Genomic DNA, 25,682 nt, shown 5'->3' with positions numbered 1-25,682 from the left:
CACCGAAACAGCCATCGGGGCCGCGTTGCTGGTCGGCTTTGTCGCGGTTTTTGCGTGGTTGTGGCGGGGTGCGCGGCGGGTTTCGGTGGCGGGCCATGCGATTGAATTGCCCAGCCTGAGGCTGGCCAGTGGCCTGACCCTCGCCAGCGTGATCGACATCACCGGGGCAGCGCTGACACTCTATGTCCTGATGCCCGCCGATCTGGTGCAAAGTTATCCCTACTTCTTTATCGTTTATTTTGGTGCGATTGCGTTGGGAATTCTCAGCCACTCGCCCGGTGGGTTGGGGGTGTTCGAGGCGACCCTGATCGCGGGCCTTGGCGCGGCCGGGCGCTCGGATGTGCTGGCGGCGCTGCTGCTGTATCGCCTGATCTACAGCATCCTGCCCTTCGCCATCGCCGTTCTGGGGTTGGCGCTGGCCTGGGCCGTCAGCCAGCGCGACGCCGTGAGCCACTCTGCGACCTGGGCCTATCGGCTTGCGCGGCCCATCGTGCCGGTGGCGGCCTCGGGTGTGGCGCTTTTGGCGGGGGTGATCCTGTTGATCTCGGGCAACCTGCCCGCCGATTCCGCACGGCTTGGGATGTTGAATGACGTGATCCCCGTCTCGTTCATTCAGGCGTCGCATCTGGCGGGCAGCATCGCGGGCCTGTTGCTGATCGTGGTGTCGCGCGGCCTGTACCGCAAGCTGTACCGCGCGTGGTTGCTGGCCATGGCGTTGATGGTGGTGGGCATCCTGACGTCGCTGTTCAAGGGCCTCGACTGGCGCGAGGCGGCAAGCCTGCTGTTGACCGTCGGCGTGCTTGGCACGTTCCGATCCGCTTTCTACCGGGTCGAGGGGGGGTCGGTCTTTCGCCTGAACGCCGCGTGGATCGTCAGCCTCGGCGCGCTGCTGGCGGCGGTCACCTGGGTCGGGTTCTTTGCCTACAGCCATATCGGCTACCAAGATGCGCTGTGGTGGGATTTTGCCCTGCACAGTGACGCTTCGCGGTTCTTGCGCGCCAGTTTCGTCGCGGCTCTGGTGCTTTTGGCGATTGCCCTCAATTCCGTGATGACCGGCCGCGCAACACGGACTGAACGCCGCGACATTCCCGACAGCGTGCGCGCCCTGATTGCCGCCAGTGAGGATACCGAGGCCAATATCGCCTTGAGTGGCGACAAGGCGTTCCTGATCGCGGAGGACCAGACCGCGTTTCTGGCCTATGCCGATACCGGCACGTCGCTGATCGCCAAGGGCGAGCCGGTCGGCGCCGAGGCCGCCGGGCGCGCGTTGATCTGGGCATTGCGCGAAAAGGCCGACAAAGAGGGCAAACGTTGCGCCTTTTATGCCGTGTCGCAGCGGTATCTGCCGACCTATCTGGACATGGGTCTGTCGATCCTGAAGATCGGCGAGGTTGCCCGCGTCGATTTGCGCAGCTTCACGCTGGAGGGCGCGGCGAAAAAGGATTTTCGTCAGGCGCGCAACCGGGCGGCGCGGGATGGCTATGCTTTTGGCATCATCGCCAAAGCCGATCTGGCCCCCGAACTGCCCGCCCTGCGACGGCTGTCGGATGCGTGGCTGGCCTCCAAGCAAGGCGAGGAAAAGGGGTTCGCGCTGGGTGGGTTCGAGGAAACCTATGTGTCGAATTTCGACCATGCCGTGTTGCGCAATCCGGCCGGAGAGATCGTGGCCTTTGCCAATCTGTTCCAAGGCGCCAACAAGAACGAGTTGTCGCTGGATCTGATGCGCTATGACCCGGATGGCCCGGGGTTTGTCATGGACGCGCTGTTTGGCGAACTGATGCTTTGGGGCGCGGCGCAGGGGTTTCATTGGTTCTCGCTGGGGGCGGCGCCGTTTTCGGGCATCGAAAGCCGCCGTCTGGCCTCGTTCTGGAACCGGGTGGGCGGCTTTGTCTATCAACACGGCGAGCAATTCTATCACTTCGAGGGGCTGCGGGCCTTCAAGCAGAAATTCAACCCGGTCTGGACGCCGAACTATCTGGCCAGCCCCGGTGGCTTTGCCGCGCCGCGTATCCTCTATGAGGTCAATACGCTAATCTCGGGCGGGGTTATCGGATTGATGAAATGAGGAGGCTTCTATGATTTCGAATTACGCGGACCACTCCTCCAATGAGCGGACCTTCCTGTCATGGGTGCGCACGGCGATGGCGGTGGTCGGCTTTGGCCTTGCGGCGGCGCGATTGGGGGGTGGTCCTGCGCAACTGTGGTCCGAAGTCCTGATGCTGGCGGCGGGGGCGCTGGTGGTGGGACTGGCGTTCGTGCGAATGCGCCATGTGAGAGCCCGTATCGCCGCGGCGGAAACACTCGACGATGATGCGCTGCCCGCCGATGGTCTGCTGATGCTGCTGGTTGCAGCACTGTTCGCACTGCTTGCCGCCTTCGCGATTCACGTCGGCTGACGCCATGCGCACCCTGTCCCGGCTGCCGTTCACGCTGGCCTTCCTCAGCGTCATGGTGCTGGCCAATTGGCTGGCCGGCACCTGGGGCGGGGTCTTGCCACCCGCCGCCCTGACCGACTGGGGCCTGAGCCATCAAAGCCTTGTTGACGGCGAGGCGTTTCGCCTGATCACCGGCACCTACCTGTCGCACGATCTTGGCATGGCCCTGCGCCAGCTCTGTTTTGCGGCGGTGGTGATCGGGGCTTACGAATGGACCGAGGGCACCTGTCGCGCAATCGTGCTGTTCTATACCATCGACATTCTCGGCTCGCTGCTGGTGTTGTTCGGCGTGCTCCCTTTGCTGGTTGCCATGCCAATCGCCATCACCGAGGCCGAGCTTGTGGTGTTTGACGTCGGCATGTCGGCCGGCGGCTTCGGCCTGCTTGGCGCGTTGGCCTATCAGTCGCGCTATCGGTGGGTCGGATTGCTGGTGATCCTTCTGGCAATCTGTGCCAAAATGCTGATCTCGTTCGAGCCGATCGCCGATACCGCGCATCTGCTGTGCCTGGGTCTGGGTGTCCTTGGGCAGTCTCATTTGCCCAAAGGCAGGCGCGTGATGCCCTGCGCGGAGCGGTGATTTCGGCGCGTGCTGCAACGCACGCACGGTGACGCAGGCGCCTGGGTGCGGTTTTTGCCAAGGATCGGCGCAGTCTTCGCTGGAATGACAGCGATTTGACACCCTCACCGACATTCGGCGCATGCAGGCAAGCGTCGATCACCGCTTGCCCGCATGCGCCCGAGTTGCTACGCGAAAGCTGGCCACGCTGTCAGTCCTTGAATCCGGCTGCGGGCCTGTCAGCGACTTGCTTGGCGCCTCGAAACGCCAAACCCATTCCGGAGATCAAAATGACAGACCTGAACAGCCGTCACGGCCTGAACCCGCCCCACAGCGAAGTTGTTGACGCGTGCCAGCATATCGCGCCCTGTGACGCGCTGGACATGGGATGCTCCAATGGCCGCAATGCCCTGTACCTGAGCCAGCTGGGTTTCAATGTCACCGCCGTTGACAACATCGCCAATGCCATCCGAATGCTGCACGCTATCGTCGCGCAAGAGGGCATCGGCAACATCGACCCGCGCGTATATGATATCAATCAGGCAAAGTTGGATGCCGATTATGGCTTCATTGCCTGCACCGTGACGCTGATGTTTCTGGACCCCGCGCGGGTCGAGGCCGTCCTTGCCGACATGCAGGCGCATACGCTGCCCGGCGGTTACAATCTGATCGTCTGCGCCATGGATACGCCCGCTTACCCCTGCACGGTCCGGTTCCCGTTCACCATGAACGAGGGCCAGCTCAGTGCGCTCTATCAGGGCTGGGAGATGCTCAAATACAACGAGGATCTTGGCACCATGCACAATGGCGCGCAGCTTCAGTTTGCCACGATGCTGGCGCGCAAACCCGCATAGCCACTGGCGTCCACAACGCGGCACAGGGCCCTGCAAGACGGGAAAGGCCATTGGCGGGCAAGGGTCCTTGGCGGCGGTTGAAACGCTTGACGCATGATCGACCAAGCTTTTGGGCAGCCTATCCACCGGTCCAGTTCTTGACCGAAGCCGATTGTCACATTTGGCAATGGCTTCGGAGCAGTCGGCCTTTTTCGTGCATTCAAGTGTGCGCTGACCCTATATGTCACACACCGACACGAAGATCGGCCAACGGCGGTAAGGACCATAGAACTTTACGAATTTACCGCGGGGCTGAAATATACGATGGTGTTTGACGCGAAATCTGCTTTGTTGCGCGTAGCCTGTCGCAATATCCACTGACACGAAAGAGCCTGACCGTGCGGCGATCATTTCTCTACCCCGCGCTTATGCTGGCACTGAGCCTTGGCTCCGCTGCCCACGCAGAATTCCCGCGTGTTGGTGTCGCCGATATCCCCAACGGCGTCTCGGCCCCGTTTGACGGATTCTGGGCTGCTGGTATTCCCGACGCGAACGGTGCGGATGGCGTTTCCCCCGACGCCTGTAAAAACCCCATCCAACTGCGGGCCAACGGCGATCATGGGCTTGTGTATGCAGCGCCCAACCGCCCTGAAATTGTTTATGAATTGTCGGAGTTCTCTGGCCGCACAACGTGGCTTCCGATCATTGGCGAGAGCACGATTGCCGTCTGGATCAGCGCGGATGCGTTCTATGCCTATGCCGTGGGCCTGACAGACGGGCGCGCCCGCTGGGACGATCCGCGCCTCTATCGCCGCTGCCCGGAATAGGTCTTGGGGTGTTCAGGCCCGGAACTCCTCGCGCATGAAATGCCGCGCGCCGTGGCAAGACGGAGCACCGCTGACAGGTCCAAGGACCAAGCGATTTACGATCCAACCGCCGCCACCGAGCGCCATGAATGGCGTGGCGGGCCGTGGCCCCGACTAATCCGGGAGCTTGCAAAAACCATAAGACAAGCGTTCAATTTTCAACTCGGTATTCATCATGGCCACGGCTCATGTGTGAAAATCCACTGCGTGAATACTTGGTCTTTCATTCGCCTGGAACGCCGCCGCTGATATTGCGCCTGATATCGGTGCGACCACTTGTCCAGTCTTGGTTGATGACAATTCAGATGAGTCGCATATCATACCGGCGTCGACCCCGAACGAAGGTCCGACGGCCAATTTGCACCGTTGGCCGTAGATAAAGCTGGAATTTTGGTCTGATGGACAGCGAATGCAGACTGACGGCTGCCATGTCGTCCGCTGAGTCTAACCCCTCGCCCTGACAGGTTTGCCCAAAAGCGGGCGCAGGACAATTTTCCACATCATTGGCCAATTCACAGACTGAAACCGGCAATACGCAGCGCATTGGACGAACATCCAATACACTGCTCCTTCGGGCATTGATTGCCGGTCGTCATTGCTCAACAAAGAACCGTGTATCAAAGTGGCCGTCGATTTGGCGGCAGTTCGCGGTATCAGCCTCGACTCCGTAGCCGTCCGCATAGCACAGCAACGCGGCAAAGGTTCCAACCGCGTGGCCTTCCTCGCCAACGACGTCCAGCCTCGTGAAGCTGATGGCGGGCGGCGTCGGCGCGCCCTCGGAGGTCCAGTGCTGGGCGGTGCCTTGTGGTGCATAGGTGATCGTCACGCCAATCGGCACCGTGCCCACTGCTGGCCGTTCCGACATGTAGTCCAGCTCCAGGCTCAGCCGCTTGTTGTCGAGACTGTAACCCGCGATACTGAAGGACGAAAATCCCCCGCCTGCCAAAAACAGAAATGCCGTGGCCGATGTCTCATTCTCGCTGCGAGCGATCACCGTCGGCTGCGAAATATTCTCGTCACCAAAGCGCGCCTCAAGCACGCCGATCTCTTCGGTTTCGAAGGCCAGAGCGGGTGTCGCCAGAATGAGCACCGCAAACAGAGATAAACCAAATTTCATGTGATTCTCCAATTCCATCAAAACTACACCCGGCCACCTCGGCCGGATGCTGGCGGGCAAAACGCCTGTGAGCTTGGGCCAGCCCGTCACCGCATGCAAGCATGAGTTGCAAAGCCCCCTCACGACGGGTTTCGTGATCATGCCCCCGTCCGCCAGACCGGCATGGCGACGGGTGCCAGCGGTTCCGCACCCGCGAATTGAACGCCTTCAGAGCAAAGGCTTGGTCAGCATCAGCCAGAGGATCGCCAAGATGGCCGCAAAAGCCGGAAACCCGAAGGCGAACCACCATCGGTAGAGCCGGTGATAGCTGTCTGGCAGAGGTGCGCCCGCATCGCGCGCGGCGGTGGCAAGGTTGCGCAACCGGATTTGCATCCAGACAACCGGCAACCAGAACAGGCCGATAACGACATACAGCACAAGCGACCATGCGACCCAGCCACTCAGCAGCGGCCAGCCAGCCTCGCGGGCCAACAGATACCCGGTAATGGGCTGCGCAATCGCTGCCGTGGCGGTGAACAGCGTGTCGGCCAGAACGACGATTCCGGCAACATGCGCGATCAGTCGCGGATCACGGCTATGGTTCGAGATCACCATGAAAAAGGCGATCCCGGCCCCGGTTCCGATCAGGACCGTCGCGCCAAGGACATGCAGGAGACGCAGGATCTCGTAGATCATCGCTCCTCCATCAACAGCCAGACCATCGCGGCAAGGGCCATGCCGGGGAAGACCTTGACCATCGGCCCCAGCGGATCGGCCCACAGATCCGGCGCCGCGACGAGGCTGCCGATCAGATAGGCGCCCGACAGACCCAGCATGCCCAGCGCGGCGGGTTTGGTCCAGCGCCGCCAGAGGATCGCGAGGCCCAACGCGAGATCGGCAAGCGCACCGCCGATCACGCTCGGGCCAACGGTCCAGTCCGGCGCGGCGCGCGCCGTCAGGATCGCCATGGCCCGCGCCGGATCCAGCAGCGTGATCAGGCCGGTCAGGCACCAGAAAAGCGACAGCGTCGCAATCGCCAGCGGCAAGGCCAGATAGGCGCGGGCAAACAGCCTCTCCTGCCGCGTGGCGGGCAACAGCGCCAATGTCTCGTCCAGCGATCGGCAGGGGCTGCCGCCGGCATTTTCCCAGGCGTCCGGGTCGCCCACGATCCCGTCTTGAAGTGCGCGCAGCGCGGTGGTTCGCAGCGGCGAGCGCCAGCCGAGATATCCCAGCAGATCCGCACCCTTGCCCAGCGCCGCAACGACGAAACCCGGCACGCGCGGGCGAAAGCGCGGCTCGGGCCAGCCTTGCCAGCGACGCACGCGATCCGTCAATTCGGGAAACGACCGGGTCCCACGCTCGGTCAGGTCGGCGATCAACCGCGACGGCACCCTGCCCCGCGCCGCAGCGACGACGGCATTCGCGACGTCGCCAACATAGACCGTCTGAACCTGCGCATCCGGCATGATCCGGGGCGCGAGCATCGGCACTGCGCTTGCGGCGCGCAACAAGGCAGTGCCGCCATAGGCATCCGGGGACAGCACAAGGGTGGGCCGCAAAATGACCCAATCAAGGGCACTCGCGCAGAGGATCGCGTCGCCCTGTGCCTTGGTGCGGAAAAACGCGGTTGAGGCATCCTGGGACACCCCCGCCGCCGAGATCTGCACGATGCGCAGCGGTAAACCGGCCGCGGCCTCTGCCAGACGGGACAGCGCCGTCACATGGATCGCCGCCAGATCGTCGCGCGCCCCATCTTGCAGCGCGCCCGAGGCGTTGACAACGACATCAACCCCGGACAGCAGGCCGCGCCACTCATCGACGGTGATCGAGGGAATGTCGCGGATCACCCAATCGGCGGAGGGGTCAGCCTTGAGCGCGCTGGGTTTTGATCGTCCGACGCCTGTGACGGAAAACCCGGCGTCCCTCAGGGCAATCATACAGGCCGAACCGATCAGCCCGTATCCACCCAGAACGATGACTTTGCCCATGTCGGTTCGCCTTGATTGCCCGCGCCGGATGCTATGTGATCAAAGGCGCAAAGACCAAGGAAATTGAAAGCGCGCGGTTGGTGGGCGACGCAAACGCGAACATGGTTCAGAATGGATCAACGGCCCCGCGCCATTGTTGTGCGGGTATTCCGGCAGGGCGTGCAAGGCCGATACACATTGCCGTGCGGGAACTGACCTTCAATTCAGGCAAGTGACTTTGACGGGTTTCTTGCGTTGCACGGGCGCATCAGGCGTTTGAACCGATTCCATTTTCACGCAGTGGCGCAAACATGGCCGACAGGTCGCGCCGATTGGTGCCGTGGCTTGGCTCCGCAAATGCGCCCGTCACATTCAGAGTGCCCGGCGTTTTCGTCGCAATGGCAAACATGCTGAAACGACCAAGCCCGCGGTTCGCGTCGACAGGGCGGATTCGCAACAGTTCGGGACTGCGTGATGAATGCGCAAGGCGGTGAAATCGGGTTTTGACGGTCTTGATTTTCCGCACGGTGCTTGGGGTCGCCTTTGTCACCACACGGGTGTAACGCGCCGCTGTTGACCGATTGGCGCGCCCCGGCAACCCGTCGATCACCCGCACATCGGCAGTGTTTGGCGGAATGCCATTGATTGCCGTCAGGGCCTGGTTGATATCTACCCAGTGCAACACGCGCTGAAGGAAAGTGCACCGTGCAGAAAATCAAGACCGCCAATCCCGATTTCCAGATCCGGCATGCGTCTTCGGACGACGCGGAACTTGTCGTGCAATACATGAAAAAACTTGGCGCCTATCAAAAGATGGCGGACAAGATCACGGCAACGACGCCGCAAATCAAACGGTTGCTGGAGGAAAAGCTGGGCGAGGCGGTGTTCGGGATCTACAAGGGAGAGATCGTCGGTTTCGCCTACTTTTGCCAGAAATCATCGGCGTTTACCGGTCGTTCCGGGCTTTATATTGATGGCTTCTTGATGGACTCTCCTGTGCGCCATCAGGGTCTGGGAAAGATCATCATGGGCTATCTTTGCAAGCTGGCCCTGGACCGGAACTGCCAGATGCTGGAATGGGGCGTTCTGGACTGGAACGCGCCGACCATCAAGTTTTACCGACGCCTCGGGGCCTATAGCGTTGATGAGATGACCATTTTCAGATTTGCGCCGGACGCTCTCGTGGCGAACGCGCGCCTTTTTGAGGTTGGTGAGTAGATCCCTTGATCGGCGGGTTCTGGCCTGAAACCACCCTCGGGCATGTTCAGGCCCGGCGGATGCAGTTTGCCGCCTCGTTTCCGCCGGAAACCCACAGCCCGAACGGGTTTGCACGAGGCAATTGGAAAAGGCCCCACGAACCGTGAGGCCTTTTTTGGTCCGTCTTTGCGCGCCTCAGGCGCGATGCGCACCGCGGCTGCGGTAGTAGAAGATCACACCACCAAGCACCGCACCGATGACCCAGGCATAGCCGCTCAACTGGCCAAGCACCGGAACCCAAACCGTCGCGACCGAGAACACGGCGGAAATCCCGAATGCGACCAGCGCGTGTTCGTTCCAGCCATTGCCATAGTGATACGCGCCGCCGTTCATATTGTAGAGATCATCGCGGTTCAGTTCCTGTTTGCGCAGCAGGTAGTAGTCGACGATCAGGATACCATAGAGCGGGGCCAGCGTGGCGCCAAGCGTGTTGACGAAGCCGCCGATGCCGAAGTTGCTGATGAACGCGGTCCACAGGCCGCCGATAACCAGCGCAAAACCCGAGGTGATCAGGCCCGCCATACGGAAGTTGATTTTCGACGGTGCCAGGTTGGCAATGCCATTCACGGCGGGGATGAAGTTGGCCACCAGATTGATGCCGACCGTCGCCGCGAAGAAGGTGATCGCGGCGATCACACCCAGCAGCACGCTGTCGGTACGCTCGACGATCTCGGTCGGGTTGATGATGGCTTCACCATAAACAACGGCAGCACCCGCCGTGGTCAACAGCGCCAGTGCCGAGAACAGGATCATGTTCAGCGGCAGCCCGGCAAAGTTGCCCTTGAGCATCGCGTTCTTGTCCTTGGCGTAGCGCGAGAAATCGCTGAAGTTGATCATCACGGCCGCGAAATAGGCCACCATGGTGCCGACAATCGCAATGAAGCCGTTGATTTCCGTCAGCCATGTGCCCTCCGGGCTGGCGAAGATCGTGCGGGCTGCGCTGAGCAACTGTCCGTCCGATTTGATCCACAGGACAATCACCAGACCGATCATCACCGCGTAAACAAAGGGGCCGGCAATGTTCAGGAAGGTTTCAACCCAGTTCATGCCGCGCCAGAAGATGACGATGTGGAAGGCCCAGACGATGAGGAACGCGATCCAGTCCACGGAGGTCAGGCCGAGCCATTCCGCCCCACCCGTCGATCCGGTGATCGAGTGGATCAGCAACGCCACGGCGGTCGAGGCAAAATAGACCTGCACGCCATACCAGAACACCGCCACGGTCGCGCGCAAGACGCTGGGCAGCTTGGCCCCGGCGGTGCCCATGCTGGCACGCGCAAAAACCGGATAGGGAATGCCATAACGTTCGCCCGCCGCGCCCGACAGGTTCACCAGAACCATGACAAACAGGCTGGCGGTGATCAGCGCTGCAAACGCTGTCCAGCCGCTGACATGAAAGGAAATGAACAGCGACGCAACCAGCGAATAGCCGAAAAGCGATTGGATATCGTTGGCCCAGACGTTGAAGATCGCGAACCAGCCCCAGGATTTCTCGGCGCGGGTGACAGGCTTCAGCGTATCACCGCCCTCCTGCAAGTAATCTGTGTGTGTCGTATTCATGTCCCATTCTCTCCCAGGTCGATGATGGATCAAACGCGGATTTCCGCCGGTTTGCTCTTTCGCTCATGTCATTTACTGTTTTATCTAAAATGTTAGGCAATATGGTGTCTGAATGAGTAGTAGGAACGTCATGTAAAGACCTTCAAGATTTTCTTGAAAGTAAACGCCGAGTTCAAGTCTAAGGTGATGAACCATGACAATAGCAAACACGAGTTCCCGCGCGAGCCCTCCGAATGCGCCGCCCGATCTCTTGGCGGATCGCGCCTATCAGGCGCTGGTGGCGCAGTTGCGAGACGGCCGTTTGGCCAGCGGCAATTTCTTGTCGATTCCGATGCTGGTTGACCAGCTTGAGATGCCTACCGCTGCGGTCCGCGATGCGGTCAAGCGGGCCGAGGCCAGCGGCTTGTTCATCGTGATCCCCAAGCGCGGCGTCATGGTCATGGATGCCGGAGCCCAAACGACACGCGAGTGTCTGGACCTGCGATCAATGTTCGATTGTGAGGGCGCAAGGCGTTTGATCCAGTTGGGCGACGATATCCCGCTGGCGGCACTTCGGGACGCGCATGAACGCCTGCGGGATGACGCGACCGACACGTCGATGCCCGGCCTCTCGGTCCGCGCCATCGAGACCGATCTTTCGTTGCACGACGCCTTGTCGGTGGGGATCGGATCGACGCTGGCCGCGCGGCTATACGCGGAAAACCGGGATCGAATTGCGGTGATCCAGAACACACGGCCGTTTTTGCCGGATCGGATTGTCTCGGCAATGACCGAACACTTGGCCATTATCGCCGCGCTCGAGGCGCGCGATGTCGAGGCGACACTCAGGGCGATACGCGATCATCTGGACAATACCTTGCGCTGGTGGGGCGTGAGCGCTTGACCCATGGGCGCGGCACGGATGTCAGCCCATGCGCCCACACCGCTGCCAACGCCAGCTTGGGCCACGATCAAAAAAGACGGACCTACGACGGTTCCCAAGGGCAGACGCGCCATGAGCAGGACTGCGCCCTCCGCCAGAACGCACGCCGCACCGCCCTTTGAACCGCGTGAGTCCGCGCGGAGCGACAAGGAGATATTGACTCTTTGACACAAAATGCATTTTATGGGGATCAGCCAAACTGATTGCGTCAGATGCCCAGTCTTGCAGGTCGCAATGCTTCCCTTTGGCTTGGTGCTGACACCAACGCAACGGCCTTGGGCCTTGGAACGGGAGACGGTCCTGATGACGACATTAAACGACCACATCGCAATCGTGACGGGTGCAGGTGCCGGGATCGGCAAGGCGATCGCACACAGGCTGGCCATGGACGGGGCAAAGGTCATTGTCCATGACATCAATGAAGCCGCAGCGGTCGCGGTTGCCGCAAACATCACGGCGGCGGGGGGCGAGGCCAAGGCCTTTGCCGGGGATGTCTCAAATCCTGACGATGTTGAGGCAACCTTCGCATTTTGCGAAGCAACTTACGGTGAGTGTTCCCTGCTGGTCAACAACGCGGGCATCGTTCAGCAGGTCTGGTTTAAAGACATGACCCTTGCGGATTGGGACCGGATGATCTCGATCCACTTGCGGGGGTGCTTCCTGAACAGTCACCGCGCGATAAAGCCCATGCTGCGCAACAAGCGTGGCGTGATCGTGAATCTGGCGTCACAACTGGGCCAGATCGGGGGTATCGAGCTGGTTCACTATACCGCAGCCAAAGCCGGCATCATCGGCATGACCAAAGCCTTGGCCCGCGAAGTCAGCGCATCGGGGGTGCGGGTCAATGCCGTGGCTCCCGGGCCGATCAATACGGAACTGGTCATGGCGCTGTCCGATGACTGGCGCGCCGCAAAATCAAAGGAACTGCCCTTGGGCCGGTTTGGCGAGCCCGAAGACGTCGCCGCTGCCGTTGCCTTTCTCGCGTCGGATGATGCCAAACTCTTCGTCGGCCAAACGCTTGGCCCGAACAGTGGCGATGTAATGCTGTAATGGAGATTTGAGATGAAAACGGTTCTTATCACGGGCGCTGGAATTGGCATTGGCCGCTCAACAGCACTTGCGTTCGGGGCGGCGGGCTATCATGTGATCGTCACCGATATTCTTGAAGCCGAAGGAAGCAAGGTCGCAATAGAAATCGTTGCTGGCGGAGGGTCGGCTGACTTTCATTCTTTGGACGTCAGATCAACGGAACGCTGCAATGAAGTCGTCGCGCTGGTTGAAAAACAATATGGTGCGATTGACTGCCTGGTAAACAACGCCGGGATTGCGCATAAAATCCCGTTGTCCGAATTGACCGATGCCAAATGGGATCACACATTCGACATTGACCTGAAAGGGATGATGCGTTTGGCCCGCGCGGTCGCACCCGCCATGAAAGCCAAAAAGTCGGGCTCGATGATCTGCATGTCGTCCATCATGGGTGTCGCCTATGGCTGGGATGATCACATTCACTATTCGGCGGCGAAATCCGGGGTGGTCGGGCTTGTTCGCGGACTTGCGGTCGAATTGGGCGCCCACGGTATCCGGGTCAACGGCATTGCACCTGGGTATATCCGAACCGCGCAAGCACTCTCGGTCGAACATTCCGTTGGCCCGGAAGCCTTGGAAGCCGCCGCTGCGTACATTCCACTCAAGCGCATCGGGGAACCGGATGACATCGCGGATGTCGTTGTCTTTCTGGCCTCGCAGGGCGCACGCTATTTGACCGGGCAGGTCATTACCGTCGATGGTGGCTTGCTGGTCGGGCGATACTAACGGAGCGCGATCCTTCGTCCGCCGCAATACTTTGGAAAACACACCTGCAAGCCACTGATCTGAAAGGATTAGTGGCTTGCAGAAAATCCCCGTTGCGCGTGCCCCTCGAATGCCAGGGCCGGCCGGACCCTAAGTGCCCGGAACGCCATCCGCACGATAGATATAGGGCGCAAAGACGACTTTCTCTTGCAGCACGCCGACGATTTTCATCCGGGCAACGTACATCTCTTCTTCGGCATTCAGAATTTCCCGGAACAGCTCTGCCGCGGCTTTCCGATTGCCATCGCCGAGGCTCAACAGCATTTCCGAGTATTTATGCGCGGGTAGTCTGAAAACCGGCAATCCCAACCGCAACAAGCCGCGGTGATAGAGATCCAGCAATGATCTGCGATTATAGATCGCCTTTTCCAAAATCGGGTTGTTCAACCGGGAGAAGATGAGGTCAGAGAGGTTTTTACTCAAAACGTCCCAGAGCTCATGTTTTTCTCCGAAAATTGCCTCTCCAGCTTGCCGCAAATCCTCCAGATTCCACGATTCCCGGGCTTCCAGGATGACGGACGGCTCCAACAATCTGCGGATCTCGAAAATATGCCGGATCGTTTCTGATGTGAGCGGCCCTGTCACCCATTGTGATCCGCGTTTCTTTGTAACAAGCCCTCGTTCCTGCAGGCGGCCCAAAATTTCCCGGGCTACGGTTCGGCTTACCGACAGATGGTCGCTCAAGCCTTCTTCCAACACCTGAAACCGCCCGAAAATCTGGCAAGACACGATTTCAAGCTCGACCTCGTCAACGAAATGCTCCCATGTTCCCTGTTTGGAGAGCGCATCGGCCATCTGCGGCGAGACATGCAGCATTGTTTCATCGACGCGTTTGCGGATCGGCGATGTTCCGGCAGAATTTCCAACCAGATACCCGCGACCTTTGAAACGCGTGATTTTGCCGCTTTTGTGCAGAGCGCTCAACGCGGCTTTGACGGGCGCGCGGCTGACATTCAGTTGCTCGGCAATCGGGCCTTCAACAAGCACCAGCCCCTTGGGCAGACGCCCTTCGGCGATATTTTCTGACAGAACCAGCTCCACAAGGACCGATATCGGAACGCCAGCCAGGGATTTTCGTTCAAAAGTCAAACCGGTTTCTCGCCGATACTGTGGATGAATTTATTCCAGGCGCGGGTTGCGAAATTGTATTCATCAATGACCGAATTCCAAACCGCAATGCGTTCGGCCTTGTCCTCCATGCGACCGCCTGACCGGCGGGCACCGGCCCGGGCGGCCAGTTCATTCGAGTTGTTGAAAATATCACTTTCTGCCGCGTCGCCAAGATACCAATAGCGCCATTCATCCTCGGTCAGATGCTGGCGGACCTGATCGGGGACCGGCGCATAATAGCCTTGCCGCGCCATTGCCGCCCCGGCCTTGCCGTCCAGAAGCCAATTGATGTATCGATACGCCATATCGGCCTTCGCCGGATCGAGCGCGCTGGAAAGGCTCGCCCCGCCAAACCAGGCGCGGTAGCCTTCTTTCGGATCCGCTTCGACATAGCGTCTTGCGGTTTTTCCGATGCCCGCCATGGCCGGTGTCCAGATACTCTGCAAGGCGACAGATTGTTCGGTCATCAGCACTTGCGCATCGACGGAATCGACCCAGCTTGCCTTGAAATGGCCATTCGCGACCAGCTTTCCGAGAAGATCGAACATACATTCGACTTCTTGAACCGTCATGTTGCCAAGGTCCTTGAAGGACATCAGACCCTGCGCGGAAAGCGCCAAGGCAAGGTCGAAAAAACCAATGGCGGATTCGTCCACGACGGCCACCTGGCCCGCGACACGCTCATCGAGGAACCAGCCCCAGCTTGCCTCGGACGGGTCGCTGGTGCCGAAAACATCGGCGTCAAAACAAAAGCTGTCGAAGTTGAACAGGGTCGGCAACATGCTGATTTCCCCGGTCGGGTTGCTGCCCAGCACGCCGTTTTCCTGAACGTAGAGTTTTTTTGCCGGCGCATCACCAGCCCCCCGGCAGCGGCCCGGAGCGCTGGTCGTCTTGGGGAGGTCGATCACCTGATCCCAGCGTTCTATGCGCTTCAGATCAATCGGTTGCAGGGCGTTCCAGTACCAGACAACGTCCAGATTGTGAAAGCACTGCTCATACACGTCGAAGCTTGCGGGATCGCGCGCCGCCGTGACCTGACAGCTTCGGAAATCCACCGTCTGGAATTCGATGTCAAAACCCAGATCTTCACAGGCCGCTTCGCGCACACAATCAAGATGCGTGACCTTCGTCCCCAGGACGACAAGTCTGTCATTGTGTCTGGAACCCACGGCGCACATCGGTTCGACCTGATCCTTTCGCTTGAGTGATCCACATATCATTTTACATGTGGCTCGCAACTCTCGATATCAACCGCCGCCTTGGGCTACTTTCCCAAGAACCGATGGAGCGATGCGCGCAATGTCTCTTCGTCCATAGCTTCGCCGATGAAGACGATATCGCCGTGCGTCGCGTCATTTTGCTCGGGCGGCAAGATTTCGGGCTGCTGCATGACCTTGCGCACGGATTGCAGCAAGAGCGCGCCGGCATCAGTGTTCAGGACGCCTTTGACCCGCAGGATGGTGTCGCCTCGGGCGTGCAGCAATGCCGAAAGCCAGACCGTGAATTCGACCCAATCGATTTCCTTGGGGATCGTCAGCGACGCCACCGCAATTGGTGGTCCGGCAGTGGCGCGCGCCGGGTCATAGGTTTGCGTCGGTGACGGCAGCGGTGGCACCGGCCCCTCAACGCCGAAGGTCGAGAGCGACACCGACGCGGCCGGGTTGATTTTGGTGACGGTTGCAACGAGGTTCGACAGGGCTTGCGCCGGCAGGTCTTCGGATTTCGAGATAACGACGCGGTCGGCGGCAAGGATCTGCTGATGACACAGAACGTCGCTTTCGAGGGCTGCGCGGAAATGCAGCGCATCGGACATGATGATCGTCTCGCGCAGGGCAAAATGATAGACGAGGACCGGGTGTTCCCGAATCGCGACGATGATCTCGGCGGGGTTGGCCAGTCCGCTGGTCTCAATGATCAGCGTGTCCGGTTGACGCGCACTTTGCCCACCCGTTCGCGCCTCGGCAAGATCGAGCAGGGCCGCGATCATCTCGTCCTTGCCCTGCGCCGTCCCCGCCTTGCCAGTCAAGACCTTGACGCTCATCGCCCGGTCCAGAAGCAAGTCATCAATGGGCTGCTGTGCGGCCTCCTGAACAAAGACCTGAACCTTGCCGTAGGCCTTGGTAAACAAGGCATGACGCAACCACGTCGTCTTGCCCGACCCCAGATAACCACTGAGCAGAATGATTCCGAGGCGGTGGTCCTGGGGCGTCGGCATCAGCGTGGCGACAACGCGCGGGGCGTCAACGGGTCCACGGGAAACCCTTGCAGGCGCTCCACCGCCGCCCAAAGCTCGGTCATGTTGTTGACCATCACCCGGACGCCGCCCGGCCCGGTCAACTGGATTTGCGGGATCATCCCATCGGCGTGAACCGAAAAGCCATAGGGTTTCAGCACCCGTTGCAGGACCGATGTTCGATGAAAAAGGGCCCTGAGGCGGCTGCCGCCGCGCTGGGCGCCCGCTTCGGCCCAATGGCCGGGCGCGGCCGGGTTTCCGCAAGCACTACACATCGGTTTTCTCCCTGTGGGGGGCCTTGGCGACGGGTGCCGCCAAGGCCGATTTCTCAGATGACTTCCGGCCGCTTGCCACTGTCAAACGGAAAGCGTTTGCGGAAGTCTGCGGCGATATCCTCGAACGGCATCCAGACGACACCAGCATGGCCGTTGATATAGTCGATCAGCCGCTCGAGCATCATCAACACCTGCGGACGCCCGGACACGTCCGGGTGAATGGTGAACGGATACACGGCATAGTCCATGTTGCGATACACCCAATCGAACTGGTCGCGCCACAGCTCTTCGATATCGCGCGGATTGACGAATCCGTGGCTGTTGGGGTTGTTCTTCATGAACATCATCGGCGGCAGGTCGTCCATATACCAGTTGGCACCGATCTCGACCAGGTCGATCTCCTTGCCATGCGTCATCGGGTGCATCCACTCTTGCGCGGTCTTGGAATAGTCGATGAGGTTCCACTTGTCGCCAACGCGCGAATAGAACGGCTGGAAGTCGCGATACCCTTGGCTATGGTCATATGTGAAGCCGTATTTGGCAAGGATCTCGGGGGTCGATGCGGACATTTCCCACCACGGGGCGACATAGCCGCGCGGCGACTGGCCGGTCAGCTTGATGATCAGCTCGACGGATTTCTCCATCACCGCTTCTTCCTGAGCGCGGGTCATGGCGATGGGGTTTTCGTGCAGATAGCCGTGTGCCCCCACCTCATGCCCATGATCGGCGACCATCTTGGCGATGTCCGGGAAGGTTTCCATGCTGTGGCCGGGAATGAAAAACGATGTGCGCATATCGTATTTCTTGAACAACCGCAAAAGGCGCGGGACGCCGACCTCGGAGGCCCAGACTCCGCGCTGGATGTCGGATGGGCTGTCGCCCCCGCCGTATGATCCGATCTGACCTGCCACTGAGTCGATATCAGTGCCGAAGCCGCAAATGATGGTTTTTGCCATGGTTGGTTCCTCCTATGGACGGTTGATGAGAGAGTTGGAGAGGGTGCTTTCGACGGCAAGCGCCGCCGCCAGCAAGGTGCTTTCGCGACCGCCCGGCATCGACATCAACAGGCTGGTCGGCAGCTGGTTTTCATCGGTGCCATTGGGCAAGGCAGCGCCGCACCAGTCCAGAAAGTTGCCAAGCGATGTGTTGCGCAACATCAAGCGATTGGTGCGCAGATACAGAGCGTCGTCGCGCTCAAGCGGTTCAAGTTCAGGGGCGGTGATCGGCGTCGTGGGGAACAGGACGATCTGCTCGCCCAGATTTTCGCGGTTTGCCGCAACCAACCGGGCGCGCGCCTTTTGGAGCGCAATCAGATCATGGGCCGCCATCGTCCCGGCATCGAGGATACGGGCCAGAATGCGCGGGTCGATCCGCGCCGCATCGGGCGAATTCACGAGATCCCAGTGCAGATCCAGCGCCTCGGGGCCGACCAGATAGCCGCGCGCCGACAAAGCGCCGATCTCGTCAAACTCGGGGCAGATCGCGCGGGTCACGCGGGCCCCTGCCCGTTCAAGGGCGCGAACGCTGGCCTCGAAATTCTGCACTACGGCGTCCTGCGCACCGTCAAACACGACGTTCGTCGGGATCAGGAATTTCAGCGTGTTGATCGGTGTGGGCTTGGGCATCGCAGCGGCGCGCCCGTTCAGAATGCCCGCCGCAATGATGCAGCTTTCAACATCCGCGGCCAATGGTCCAAACGTGTCCAGCGCCTCGGACAGCGGAAACGTGCCGCGTTTGGGAAACGCGGTGCTCGACCCTTTGAAGCCGACCACGCCATTCAGCGCGGCGGGAATGCGGATTGATCCGCCGGTATCGCTGCCAATCGCCAAGGGCACCAACCCCCGCGCAACCGCAACACCGCAGCCCGAGGATGACCCGCCGGGAATGCGCGCCGGGCCCGTGCCGTGGGGGTTCCGGGGGGTGCCAAAATGGGGGTTCAGGCCAAGACCGGAATAGGCAAACTCGGTCATGTTGAGACAGCCGATCGAGACAAGCCCGGCCCGGCTGGCATTGGCAACCATGTCGGCATCGCGCGTAGCAGGCGGGTTGGCGCGAAACACGGCCGACCCGGCGGTGGTCACGCGCCCCTCAATATCGAAGAGGTCTTTCCAGGCAATCGGCACCCCGTCCCACGGGCCGAGGGGGTTGCCGGCTTTGCGGCGTTGCTTTGAAGCGTGGGCTTCGGACAGCGCCCGCTCTTCGAGCAAATTCGTGAAAATGGCCGGATCCGAGGATCGGATTTGCGCAAACGTGGCCTCGGCAAGGTCAACAGGGCACAGGCTGCCACTGTCAAGTCGGGCTGCCAAACCGACGGCTGATACAGGTCTTTCCATACTCTTGCTCACGGTTCGCCCTATATTGACTTTTTGATCAACGGTTCATTTATTGCTTTTGGACAAAAAAAGGGAAGCGTCGGAACCGGCAAGGGCCATGACAGCCCCTGCCGATCCCCGCACCTGACATTGGCCGTCAGGCGCGGGGCTGGGAGTTATTGCGCCAACAGCACTTCGAGCGGGATATCGTTCGAGATCAGCCATTCATCAATGCGATGCGGCACGCTGTCGGTGATTTCGATGATCTGGTACAGCGTTGCGTTCTGGTGGTGCAGCGTGTTGGTGAAGGTGCGCGGGCCAAAGATGGTTGGCTCGTTGTCCATCATTTCAAGCTGTGCGGTCACGGCCTCGGCGTCGGTCGTACCGGCGCGCTCGACGGCGCGGGCCCACAGATCAATCAGCAAATAGCCAGGATAGACATATTGGCTGGACGGGCTGCCACCGGTCGCGGCCTCGAAGGTTTCGTTGAACGCGTTCACTTCCGGGCGCGGATCGTCGCCATAGATCGAGCCTTGAACAGGCACATAGAAGTTCGACAGGTTCGGGACAGCTTCCAGCCAGTAGGAACCGTCAGCAGCCGAGCCGTTCAGGATCGCAGAGTTGATGCCCGCCGCGCGGATCTGGCGCACAGCCGCCGCAGTGCCCGGCATGGTTGAACACAGCATGATGGCATCAGGCTCTTCGGGCAGTTCCCGAATCCGGCTGATCTGACCCGCGATCGACGCGTCATCGGCCAGGAACGTATCACGTCCGACGATTTCAGCGCCCTCAAGCTGCGGAATCATCCATTCAAAGCCGGTGCAGATCCCTTTGTTGTACTCGTTGAAGGTATCGGCCAGAACATAGGCCGTCCGCATGTCCAGGCGATTGTAGGCCCATTCACCGACCGAAGCCCCCTGAACCGCTGCCAGAACCGACGCGGAGAAGCTGTTGGGGCCGACGCCCTGGATGCCTGCCTTGACGTCTTCCGCACACAGGAAGAACGAGTTCAGGCCTTCGCTCTCGGCGATCAGGGCTGCTGGCGAACCATAGTCATAATCGCACGACACGATCATCATATCGATTCCCTGATCAATCAGGTCCAGGGCCGCGTTGGCGGATTCTGCACGATCTGATCGCGTGTCCGCCGTGAGTGTCACGATCTGACGTCCCAGCAGGCCGCCCGCTGCGTTGATTTCGGCAATCCGAATATTCGCGGCGTTGATGGCAGGGGTATCATAGGCCTCGAGCCAACCGGATTGTGCAATGGCAAATCCGATGGTGATGTCGTCCGCGATGGCCGCGCCGCCAAGAAGCAGCTGCCCCGCCATCGTCAAGCCGACGAGTGATTTCAATTTCATGTCAGGTCTCTCCCTTGTTTATCAGTCGTGGTCGTTCATTTGGTGAACCTTGCGAGCCACTTTCTGGGCAACGTAAGGTCTTTCCCGGCCATCAAACCCAATGGCCGGAATATCAGGACCAGGATCATGATGATCCCGATCAGCACTTCTTTGGAACCGGCTGGCAGCGCGATCTCATATCCATAAAGCGTCACGCCGTGTTCCATGTTCTTGAGGAGTTCGACGCAGATCGAGATTGCGATAACCCCCAGAACCGCACCGGACAGGCTGCCAATGCCGCCAACAACAAGCATCGCCAGCAAGAGGAACGTCATGGACAGATAGAAGCTGTCGACGTTGAGAATGCCGAGCGTATGGGCAAACAACGCCCCCCCGACCCCGCAGAAAAAGGCGCTGATCGTATAAGACAGCAGCCGGTGGCGGTACTGGTCGACCGCCGAGGCCTGGGCGGCAACCTCGTCTTCGCGTGAGGCCGGCAGAGCCAGCCCCGACGCCGAAAGCGCATAGACCGAGGCCGCGATAATGGCGACCGAGGCCCAGACCAGGGCAACCCAGATATCGACGTAGCGCGGCAGGCCGGCCACGGTGGAAACGCCGCCCGTCACACTCGACCAATTCGACCAGATCGTGTTGATCATTGCCAGAAATGCGAAGGTCGCAATCGAGGCGGCGATACCGCTCAGTCTGAGGATGGCGGCGCCGGAAATAAGAGCCAGCAGCATCGCGGCAATACCGCCCGCAATCGCTGCGGGGAAGACATGCCATTCCGCGTCCAGCAGGAATTGCGGCAGACCCTCCATCAAGGTGCCTTTCATCGCCGGCCGGATGGTGAGCCAACCCGAGACGTAAGCTCCGATCAGGGCGAAGGCTGCATGCGCGAAGCTGATGACGCCGGAATTCCCGACAAAAATCCAGAACCCTACGACCAGCGTGACATAGATCAGGCCTTCGGCGGCGGTCCGTTGCAGGGATCGATCACCGAAGATACTGATCAGCAAGGCCCCCAACAGAAGCAAACCGATCAGCAGGATTGGGGTGGCGACAGCGCTCAGAAAGCGGACTTTGTGTAGTTGATGCGTTGACATGGGCTCAGATCCTGTTGCTGACGCTGGATAGAGTGAAAAGGCCTTGAGGTCTGACCAGCAGAACAACAATGACGAGCGCATAGACGAAGGCATCGCGGAACGGCCGCAGATCAATCGGCAGATAGGCCTGCAGCACCGTTGAAATCGCGCCCAGCAGCAGCCCGGCCAGCACAGCGCCTGTCAGGCTTCCCATGCCGCCAAGCACGGTGGCGACAAAGGCGATCAGCACGATGGAGCCGCCCATGCGGACATCCGCCACCCCGGTTTGCGCGACAAAAATCAGCGCCAACATCGCCGCCAGGGCACCCGAGACGCCAAAGGCCATCATGATGACCCGGTTCGCACGCACCCCCAGCAACCGCGCCATGCCAAAGTTTTCCGCCGCCGCGCGCATCTCAAGGCCGATGCGGGTAAATTTCAGCCCCAACGACAAGGCGATCAGGACCAGAACAATGGTGACGATCACGATGATCTGCAGCAACGGCACCTCGGCACCCAGAAACCGGACCGGTTGCCCAAGGTTTGACCAGAGGCTGATGGCTTTCGGCCTGCCGCCATAGGTCATCAACAGAAGGTTTTGCAGGACGACGCCCAGGAAAAGCTGGCCACCATCAAGACGACCGGATCAGCATTGCGCAGACGCCGGAAGATCAGCACCTCGGACAAGATCGCGAGCGCGACGCCGATTGCCAGAACCAGCGGAACCAGAACATAGGCCGGTGCCGCACCGAGACCCAGGACGGCCACGGCGTCTCTTGAGGGAACAAGCAGGGCAAACACACAAAACGCGAGGAACTGGCCTTGTGCAAAATTGACCAGCTTCATGACGCCAAAGATCAACGCCACGCCCAAAGCGGCTGTCGCATAGATCCCCCCGAGGGACAGCGCATCGAATACCAGTTGGAGGTTCATTGGCTGTTCTCCATTCCAAAATAGGCGCCAGAGATCAAATCGCTTTCCGCGAAATCCTCGACGCGGCCCCGGCCGACGATCTCGCCGTTGTTCAGCAGGATCATCTTTCCGCCTACGCGTGCCGCCCGCGTGGTGCTTTGCTCGACGATCACCAGGGTCAATCCGCGCTCTTCGCGCAGCTTGCACAGTTGCTGATAGACCTCGTCGACCATTTTCGGGGCCAACCCCAGGGACGGCTCGTCAACCAGCACGATTTTCGGATTCGTCATGATGGCGCGACCAACGACCAGCATTTGCTGCTGCCCACCCGACAAGGCGCCGGCCGAACTGGCGCGCCGCTCGTGCAGGATCGGGAAGATGGTGTAAATCTCGTCAAGATCCGCGGCAATCGCGGCCTTGTCCCTGCGCATCCCGGTGCCAAGCATCAGGTTTTCTTCGATGGTCAGGGACGAAAAGACGCGACGCCCCTCGGGCACCATCGAAACACCCATCCGCGCGATGACCTCGGGGCCAGCGCCTGAGACGATGGTCCCGTCAATTTCGATCCGCCCTCTGGTCGGCTGGATCTCGCCCGCAATCGAGCGCAGCAGGCTGCTTTTTCCCGCACCATTGGGGCCGGAAATGAAGACAAGATCCCCTTCATCAACGGTGAGAGAGACCTCGCGAAGCGCGTTAAGTTTTCCAAAACTCACGATAAGGTCATGAACCGCAATTTTCGACATCAGTTCGCCCCTTTGGTGTGGCTTGCGACCATGTCGTCCTGATCGGCTCCGAGATACGCCTCACGCACTGCATGACTGCCCAGGATGACATCACGAGAGCCTTCTTCGATCACTTTGCCGCCATCGAGGACAACGACATTGGAACAGGTCGACAGGACCATCCCAACGTTGTGCTCAATCAAGATCACGCCCGTCCCCATGTCCGAGGCGATCCGTTTGATGAGTTTGGACAGTTCATCCGCTTCCTTGGCCGACATGCCGGCAGCAGGTTCGTCCAGAAGCAGATATTTCGGTTCGAACATCAACGAGCGCGCAATCGAGACACGGCGCTCATCGGTATAGGGCAGACCCGCGGCGAGGCTGCCGGCCATACCTTCCAGCCCGAACCATTTCAGCAGCCGCTGCGCCTCGATTTCCGAGGCACGGCGCGAATAGCCAAGGCCCACGCCGGTGACCGCAAGATTGTCCAGCAGGTCAAGCCCGGTGAACAGACGGCCGGCCTGAAAGGTGCGGGCCAACCCCTGCCGCCGGATCCGGAACGGGGCGTGGCTGCTGATGTCTTCGCCATCCAGACCAACCGTGCCCGTTGTCGGCGCCTGGAACCCGGTCATCACATTGACGCACGTCGTTTTCCCCGCCCCGTTTGGGCCGATAAGCCCGACGATTTCGCCTTCTCCCAGCGTGATCGACACATTTTGAAGGGCTTTGAAGCCTCCGAATGCGACACTGACTGCCTTCAATTCTAGTGACACAACCCTAGCCCTCTGTGCTCCAGCCAAACCGATCTGGTTCCGCAGTTTCGTAGAAGATACACAATAATGGCTTTATAACAATATATTTATTTTTTGTGATCGCCATCAGTAGAAATCTTCCAACTCGTTGTATTTTCTCTTTTTTCCAAAAAATCCTGCATCATCGCAGGACGCAGAGGCGCTGAAACATGTCGCGACTCCCGCTCTCGAACCGCTGTGCATCCCCATGTTTCGATCGCCCGAATCGCCCCTCCGCGGGACACAAGGCGCAAGACACCAGAAGGCGGAAACGCGCTTTCGCTCCTCGTGCTTGCCACCCGCCACACCTGCCCGCTGCGACTTGCGCCGTTCAACTCACCCTACAGCGGCGGCGCCCAGCGTCTTGATGATCCGCGCACAAGATTTTGCATTTTCGTGCACTCAGAGGAAAACATGTTTGCCGGGGGCATTGCCCAGACGCGCCGTCAGGCGTGACACCTGCAACGCGAAGGCCGCGACGCGAGTCGCGGGGTGTCAGTCTCGGGTCAGGCAAACAACCCTCGCGCGCAAAAACGCGCCATTCGGCACGGTCATCACGCCGGGCCACGGCCCCATTCCTGACCGGCCGCACGCTGCAACCAAACGGCGAATGCATCCATTGCCTTGCTTTTCTCGCGCGATTTCGGGCGGATCAGGGCGTAGGGTGTCGGCCCCTGCAGCGTCAAGGCATGCACCCGGTGCAAGGCGCCCGCGGCAATGGCGGGTTGCGCAAAAATATCCGGCAACAGAGCAAGTCCCATGCCGGCCTGCGCCGCCGAAATCACCATATCGAAATGTTGAAATCTGGGGCCTTGCAACCGATCAATGCGCGCAATGCCCGCCTGGGAAAACCAGTCATTCCAAAGCTCCGGCCGTGTCGCCAATTGAATCAACGGATACTGCGCGAGATCTTCAGCCCCAAGCGCCTGCCCCGGTGCAACCAAGCCTGGCGCGGCAACGATCATGAGTGTTTCGTCCAGAAGACGCACAACGTCTGTGTCCTTCTTGGCCATCACCGCCCGTTGCACCGCCGCATCAAACGGGCTTCCCTCAAAATCCACCGGGTGAAGGGCCGAGGCAAGGTCGAGAGAGATGTCAGGGTGAGACGTCAGAAATTCCGGCAGCTTCGGAATCAACCAGGTGGTCGCAAAGGTTGGCAAAACCGCCAATCGCAGGACGTCACCCCCGCCACCAAACGCCATGACCATGGTCGCGGAACGGTCAAGCCGCCCCAGAATATCGCGTGATTCATGGACCATCGCGCGGCCCGCATCGGACAGGCTGAGCCGTTTGCGCACCCGATGAAACAGCCGCACGCCGAGCTTTTCCTCCAGCGAGCGAATGGATCGAGAGACCGCACTTTGCGTCAAATTGAGCGCATCAGCCGCACGAGACACCGACCCAAGATCGCCACACCAGACGAGCGCGCGGAGTTCCTGAACGCTGGGTGTGTAGTTTTGCCGAATGGCCATAACATTCCCAATACTCATCAAGTCCGAATTTTCAATCGTTATCATAAATGCGGCGACCGCGCTAAAGAAAGCGAAATCTGGAGG

Annotated in this window: 27 protein-coding genes; 9 read left to right on the top strand and 18 right to left on the bottom strand. The window is 60.1% G+C overall.

Going from position 1 to position 25,682, the window contains the following annotated elements; genetic code table 11:
• Positions 1-13 precede the first annotated feature (13 nt).
• The 5 genes from mprF to VDQ28_RS13415 all read left to right on the top strand — a co-directional run bounded on the left by mprF (position 14) and on the right by VDQ28_RS13415 (position 4,651).
• The gene (gene mprF, locus VDQ28_RS13435) at positions 14-2,065 is read left to right on the top strand and encodes a bifunctional lysylphosphatidylglycerol flippase/synthetase MprF (protein WP_323038125.1); all 2,052 of its coding nucleotides are present in this window, start codon (positions 14-16) and stop codon (positions 2,063-2,065) included.
• A gap of 10 nt (positions 2,066-2,075) precedes the next feature.
• Positions 2,076-2,396 carry a DUF202 domain-containing protein gene (locus tag VDQ28_RS13430; RefSeq protein ID WP_323036417.1) on the top strand — a complete coding sequence of 107 codons (321 nt, stop codon included), beginning with the start codon at positions 2,076-2,078 and terminating at the stop codon, positions 2,394-2,396.
• Positions 2,397-2,400: 4 nt separating this feature from the next.
• Positions 2,401-3,012: a hypothetical protein gene (locus VDQ28_RS13425; RefSeq protein WP_323036416.1), complete on the top strand. Its 612-nt coding sequence runs from the start codon at positions 2,401-2,403 to the stop codon at positions 3,010-3,012.
• A gap of 269 nt (positions 3,013-3,281) precedes the next feature.
• Positions 3,282-3,845 carry a tellurite resistance methyltransferase TehB gene (gene tehB, locus VDQ28_RS13420; protein WP_323036415.1) on the top strand — a complete coding sequence of 188 codons (564 nt, stop codon included), beginning with the start codon at positions 3,282-3,284 and terminating at the stop codon, positions 3,843-3,845.
• Between the two features lie 377 nt (positions 3,846-4,222).
• Complete coding sequence (locus tag VDQ28_RS13415) at positions 4,223-4,651, top strand: hypothetical protein (RefSeq protein WP_323036414.1); 429 nt, start codon at positions 4,223-4,225, stop codon at positions 4,649-4,651.
• A gap of 631 nt (positions 4,652-5,282) precedes the next feature.
• Here VDQ28_RS13415 and VDQ28_RS13410 read toward each other — a convergent pair.
• The 4 genes from VDQ28_RS13410 to VDQ28_RS13395 all read right to left on the bottom strand — a co-directional run bounded on the left by VDQ28_RS13410 (position 5,283) and on the right by VDQ28_RS13395 (position 8,363).
• Positions 5,283-5,807 (bottom strand): hypothetical protein, encoded by a 525-nt coding sequence (locus VDQ28_RS13410; RefSeq protein ID WP_323036413.1) that lies wholly within the window; start codon positions 5,805-5,807, stop codon positions 5,283-5,285.
• A gap of 207 nt (positions 5,808-6,014) precedes the next feature.
• Positions 6,015-6,482 (bottom strand): DUF2269 domain-containing protein, encoded by a 468-nt coding sequence (locus tag VDQ28_RS13405; RefSeq protein WP_323036412.1) that lies wholly within the window; start codon positions 6,480-6,482, stop codon positions 6,015-6,017.
• A complete protein-coding gene (locus tag VDQ28_RS13400; protein ID WP_323036411.1) occupies positions 6,479-7,774 on the bottom strand; it encodes an SDR family oxidoreductase in 1,296 nt (431 codons plus the stop codon). Before VDQ28_RS13400 ends, VDQ28_RS13405 begins: the two co-directional genes overlap by 4 nt.
• A gap of 247 nt (positions 7,775-8,021) precedes the next feature.
• Positions 8,022-8,363 carry a hypothetical protein gene (locus tag VDQ28_RS13395; RefSeq protein WP_323036410.1) on the bottom strand — a complete coding sequence of 114 codons (342 nt, stop codon included), beginning with the start codon at positions 8,361-8,363 and terminating at the stop codon, positions 8,022-8,024.
• A 95-nt stretch (positions 8,364-8,458) separates the two neighbouring features.
• Between VDQ28_RS13395 and VDQ28_RS13390 the strand changes: the two genes are divergently transcribed.
• Complete coding sequence (locus tag VDQ28_RS13390) at positions 8,459-8,971, top strand: GNAT family N-acetyltransferase (RefSeq protein WP_323036409.1); 513 nt, start codon at positions 8,459-8,461, stop codon at positions 8,969-8,971.
• A 174-nt stretch (positions 8,972-9,145) separates the two neighbouring features.
• On the opposite strand, the gene VDQ28_RS13385 is transcribed toward VDQ28_RS13390, so the two are convergent.
• Positions 9,146-10,570 carry an NCS1 family nucleobase:cation symporter-1 gene (locus tag VDQ28_RS13385; RefSeq protein ID WP_323036408.1) on the bottom strand — a complete coding sequence of 475 codons (1,425 nt, stop codon included), beginning with the start codon at positions 10,568-10,570 and terminating at the stop codon, positions 9,146-9,148.
• 193 nt (positions 10,571-10,763) lie between these two features.
• On the opposite strand from VDQ28_RS13385, the gene VDQ28_RS13380 reads away from it, so the two are divergent.
• From VDQ28_RS13380 to VDQ28_RS13370, 3 genes are all read left to right on the top strand, one after another.
• Positions 10,764-11,453: a GntR family transcriptional regulator gene (locus tag VDQ28_RS13380; protein WP_323036407.1), complete on the top strand. Its 690-nt coding sequence runs from the start codon at positions 10,764-10,766 to the stop codon at positions 11,451-11,453.
• A gap of 342 nt (positions 11,454-11,795) precedes the next feature.
• On the top strand, positions 11,796-12,542 hold the full coding sequence (gene fabG / locus VDQ28_RS13375) for a 3-oxoacyl-ACP reductase FabG (protein WP_323036406.1): 747 nt from the start codon (positions 11,796-11,798) through the stop codon (positions 12,540-12,542).
• A gap of 12 nt (positions 12,543-12,554) precedes the next feature.
• Positions 12,555-13,307, top strand: a complete 753-nt coding sequence (locus VDQ28_RS13370) for an SDR family NAD(P)-dependent oxidoreductase (protein ID WP_323036405.1) — start codon at positions 12,555-12,557, stop codon at positions 13,305-13,307.
• Positions 13,308-13,436: 129 nt separating this feature from the next.
• Here VDQ28_RS13370 and VDQ28_RS13365 read toward each other — a convergent pair whose 3' ends face one another.
• The 13 genes from VDQ28_RS13365 to VDQ28_RS13305 all read right to left on the bottom strand — a co-directional run bounded on the left by VDQ28_RS13365 (position 13,437) and on the right by VDQ28_RS13305 (position 25,598).
• The gene (locus tag VDQ28_RS13365; RefSeq protein WP_323036404.1) at positions 13,437-14,387 is read right to left on the bottom strand and encodes a GntR family transcriptional regulator; all 951 of its coding nucleotides are present in this window, start codon (positions 14,385-14,387) and stop codon (positions 13,437-13,439) included.
• A gap of 44 nt (positions 14,388-14,431) precedes the next feature.
• The gene (locus VDQ28_RS13360) at positions 14,432-15,625 is read right to left on the bottom strand and encodes an ABC transporter substrate-binding protein (RefSeq protein ID WP_323036403.1); all 1,194 of its coding nucleotides are present in this window, start codon (positions 15,623-15,625) and stop codon (positions 14,432-14,434) included.
• A gap of 95 nt (positions 15,626-15,720) precedes the next feature.
• The gene (locus tag VDQ28_RS13355) at positions 15,721-16,671 is read right to left on the bottom strand and encodes a CobW family GTP-binding protein (protein ID WP_323036402.1); all 951 of its coding nucleotides are present in this window, start codon (positions 16,669-16,671) and stop codon (positions 15,721-15,723) included.
• Positions 16,671-16,964 (bottom strand): hypothetical protein, encoded by a 294-nt coding sequence (locus tag VDQ28_RS13350; RefSeq protein WP_323036401.1) that lies wholly within the window; start codon positions 16,962-16,964, stop codon positions 16,671-16,673. Before VDQ28_RS13350 ends, VDQ28_RS13355 begins: the two co-directional genes overlap by 1 nt.
• Positions 16,965-17,017: 53 nt before the next feature.
• Entirely contained in the window at positions 17,018-17,920 is a 903-nt protein-coding gene (locus VDQ28_RS13345; RefSeq protein WP_323036400.1) for a polysaccharide deacetylase, read from the bottom strand.
• A 12-nt stretch (positions 17,921-17,932) separates the two neighbouring features.
• Positions 17,933-19,297 (bottom strand): amidase family protein, encoded by a 1,365-nt coding sequence (locus VDQ28_RS13340; protein WP_323036399.1) that lies wholly within the window; start codon positions 19,295-19,297, stop codon positions 17,933-17,935.
• Positions 19,298-19,452: 155 nt separating this feature from the next.
• Positions 19,453-20,637, bottom strand: coding sequence for an ABC transporter substrate-binding protein (locus tag VDQ28_RS13335; RefSeq protein ID WP_323036398.1), 1,185 nt, complete (start codon positions 20,635-20,637; stop codon positions 19,453-19,455).
• 35 nt (positions 20,638-20,672) lie between these two features.
• Positions 20,673-21,722, bottom strand: a complete 1,050-nt coding sequence (locus VDQ28_RS13330) for a branched-chain amino acid ABC transporter permease (protein WP_323036397.1) — start codon at positions 21,720-21,722, stop codon at positions 20,673-20,675.
• Between the two features lie 4 nt (positions 21,723-21,726).
• Positions 21,727-22,287 carry a branched-chain amino acid ABC transporter permease gene (locus tag VDQ28_RS13325; RefSeq protein ID WP_323036396.1) on the bottom strand — a complete coding sequence of 187 codons (561 nt, stop codon included), beginning with the start codon at positions 22,285-22,287 and terminating at the stop codon, positions 21,727-21,729.
• A complete protein-coding gene (locus VDQ28_RS13320; RefSeq protein ID WP_323036395.1) occupies positions 22,287-22,634 on the bottom strand; it encodes an ABC transporter permease subunit in 348 nt (115 codons plus the stop codon). The genes VDQ28_RS13325 and VDQ28_RS13320 overlap by 1 nt, the downstream gene beginning before the upstream one ends.
• Positions 22,631-23,356 carry an ABC transporter ATP-binding protein gene (locus VDQ28_RS13315; RefSeq protein ID WP_323036394.1) on the bottom strand — a complete coding sequence of 242 codons (726 nt, stop codon included), beginning with the start codon at positions 23,354-23,356 and terminating at the stop codon, positions 22,631-22,633. The genes VDQ28_RS13320 and VDQ28_RS13315 overlap by 4 nt, the downstream gene beginning before the upstream one ends.
• On the bottom strand, positions 23,356-24,048 hold the full coding sequence (locus VDQ28_RS13310; RefSeq protein WP_323038124.1) for an ABC transporter ATP-binding protein: 693 nt from the start codon (positions 24,046-24,048) through the stop codon (positions 23,356-23,358). Before VDQ28_RS13310 ends, VDQ28_RS13315 begins: the two co-directional genes overlap by 1 nt.
• A 632-nt stretch (positions 24,049-24,680) precedes the next feature.
• Positions 24,681-25,598 carry a LysR family transcriptional regulator gene (locus VDQ28_RS13305; RefSeq protein ID WP_323036393.1) on the bottom strand — a complete coding sequence of 306 codons (918 nt, stop codon included), beginning with the start codon at positions 25,596-25,598 and terminating at the stop codon, positions 24,681-24,683.
• Positions 25,599-25,682 lie beyond the last annotated feature (84 nt).

The sequence above is a fragment of the Pararhodobacter sp. genome (genome assembly GCF_034676545.1).
Classification (GTDB): Bacteria; Pseudomonadota; Alphaproteobacteria; order Rhodobacterales; family Rhodobacteraceae; genus Pararhodobacter.
The sequence above is the reverse complement of the archived record's forward strand: the minus strand, read 5'-3'. Positions and strand labels throughout refer to the sequence as shown.

Coding starts and splice junctions, on each gene's coding strand:
- VDQ28_RS13410 (WP_323036413.1), bottom strand. CDS start 5,807: ATGAAATTTGGTTTATCTCTGTTTGCGGTGCTCATTCTGGCGACACCC.
- VDQ28_RS13430 (WP_323036417.1), top strand. CDS start 2,076: ATGATTTCGAATTACGCGGACCACTCCTCCAATGAGCGGACCTTCCTG.
- VDQ28_RS13370 (WP_323036405.1), top strand. CDS start 12,555: ATGAAAACGGTTCTTATCACGGGCGCTGGAATTGGCATTGGCCGCTCA.
- VDQ28_RS13425 (WP_323036416.1), top strand. CDS start 2,401: ATGCGCACCCTGTCCCGGCTGCCGTTCACGCTGGCCTTCCTCAGCGTC.
- VDQ28_RS13350 (WP_323036401.1), bottom strand. CDS start 16,964: ATGTGTAGTGCTTGCGGAAACCCGGCCGCGCCCGGCCATTGGGCCGAA.
- VDQ28_RS13305 (WP_323036393.1), bottom strand. CDS start 25,598: ATGGCCATTCGGCAAAACTACACACCCAGCGTTCAGGAACTCCGCGCG.
- VDQ28_RS13385 (WP_323036408.1), bottom strand. CDS start 10,570: ATGAATACGACACACACAGATTACTTGCAGGAGGGCGGTGATACGCTG.
- VDQ28_RS13335 (WP_323036398.1), bottom strand. CDS start 20,637: ATGAAATTGAAATCACTCGTCGGCTTGACGATGGCGGGGCAGCTGCTT.
- VDQ28_RS13345 (WP_323036400.1), bottom strand. CDS start 17,920: ATGGCAAAAACCATCATTTGCGGCTTCGGCACTGATATCGACTCAGTG.
- VDQ28_RS13400 (WP_323036411.1), bottom strand. CDS start 7,774: ATGGGCAAAGTCATCGTTCTGGGTGGATACGGGCTGATCGGTTCGGCC.
- VDQ28_RS13380 (WP_323036407.1), top strand. CDS start 10,764: ATGACAATAGCAAACACGAGTTCCCGCGCGAGCCCTCCGAATGCGCCG.
- fabG (WP_323036406.1), top strand. CDS start 11,796: ATGACGACATTAAACGACCACATCGCAATCGTGACGGGTGCAGGTGCC.
- VDQ28_RS13325 (WP_323036396.1), bottom strand. CDS start 22,287: ATGACCTATGGCGGCAGGCCGAAAGCCATCAGCCTCTGGTCAAACCTT.
- VDQ28_RS13330 (WP_323036397.1), bottom strand. CDS start 21,722: ATGTCAACGCATCAACTACACAAAGTCCGCTTTCTGAGCGCTGTCGCC.
- VDQ28_RS13320 (WP_323036395.1), bottom strand. CDS start 22,634: ATGAACCTCCAACTGGTATTCGATGCGCTGTCCCTCGGGGGGATCTAT.
- VDQ28_RS13405 (WP_323036412.1), bottom strand. CDS start 6,482: ATGATCTACGAGATCCTGCGTCTCCTGCATGTCCTTGGCGCGACGGTC.
- VDQ28_RS13355 (WP_323036402.1), bottom strand. CDS start 16,671: ATGCCGACGCCCCAGGACCACCGCCTCGGAATCATTCTGCTCAGTGGT.
- VDQ28_RS13315 (WP_323036394.1), bottom strand. CDS start 23,356: ATGTCGAAAATTGCGGTTCATGACCTTATCGTGAGTTTTGGAAAACTT.
- tehB (WP_323036415.1), top strand. CDS start 3,282: ATGACAGACCTGAACAGCCGTCACGGCCTGAACCCGCCCCACAGCGAA.
- VDQ28_RS13340 (WP_323036399.1), bottom strand. CDS start 19,297: ATGGAAAGACCTGTATCAGCCGTCGGTTTGGCAGCCCGACTTGACAGT.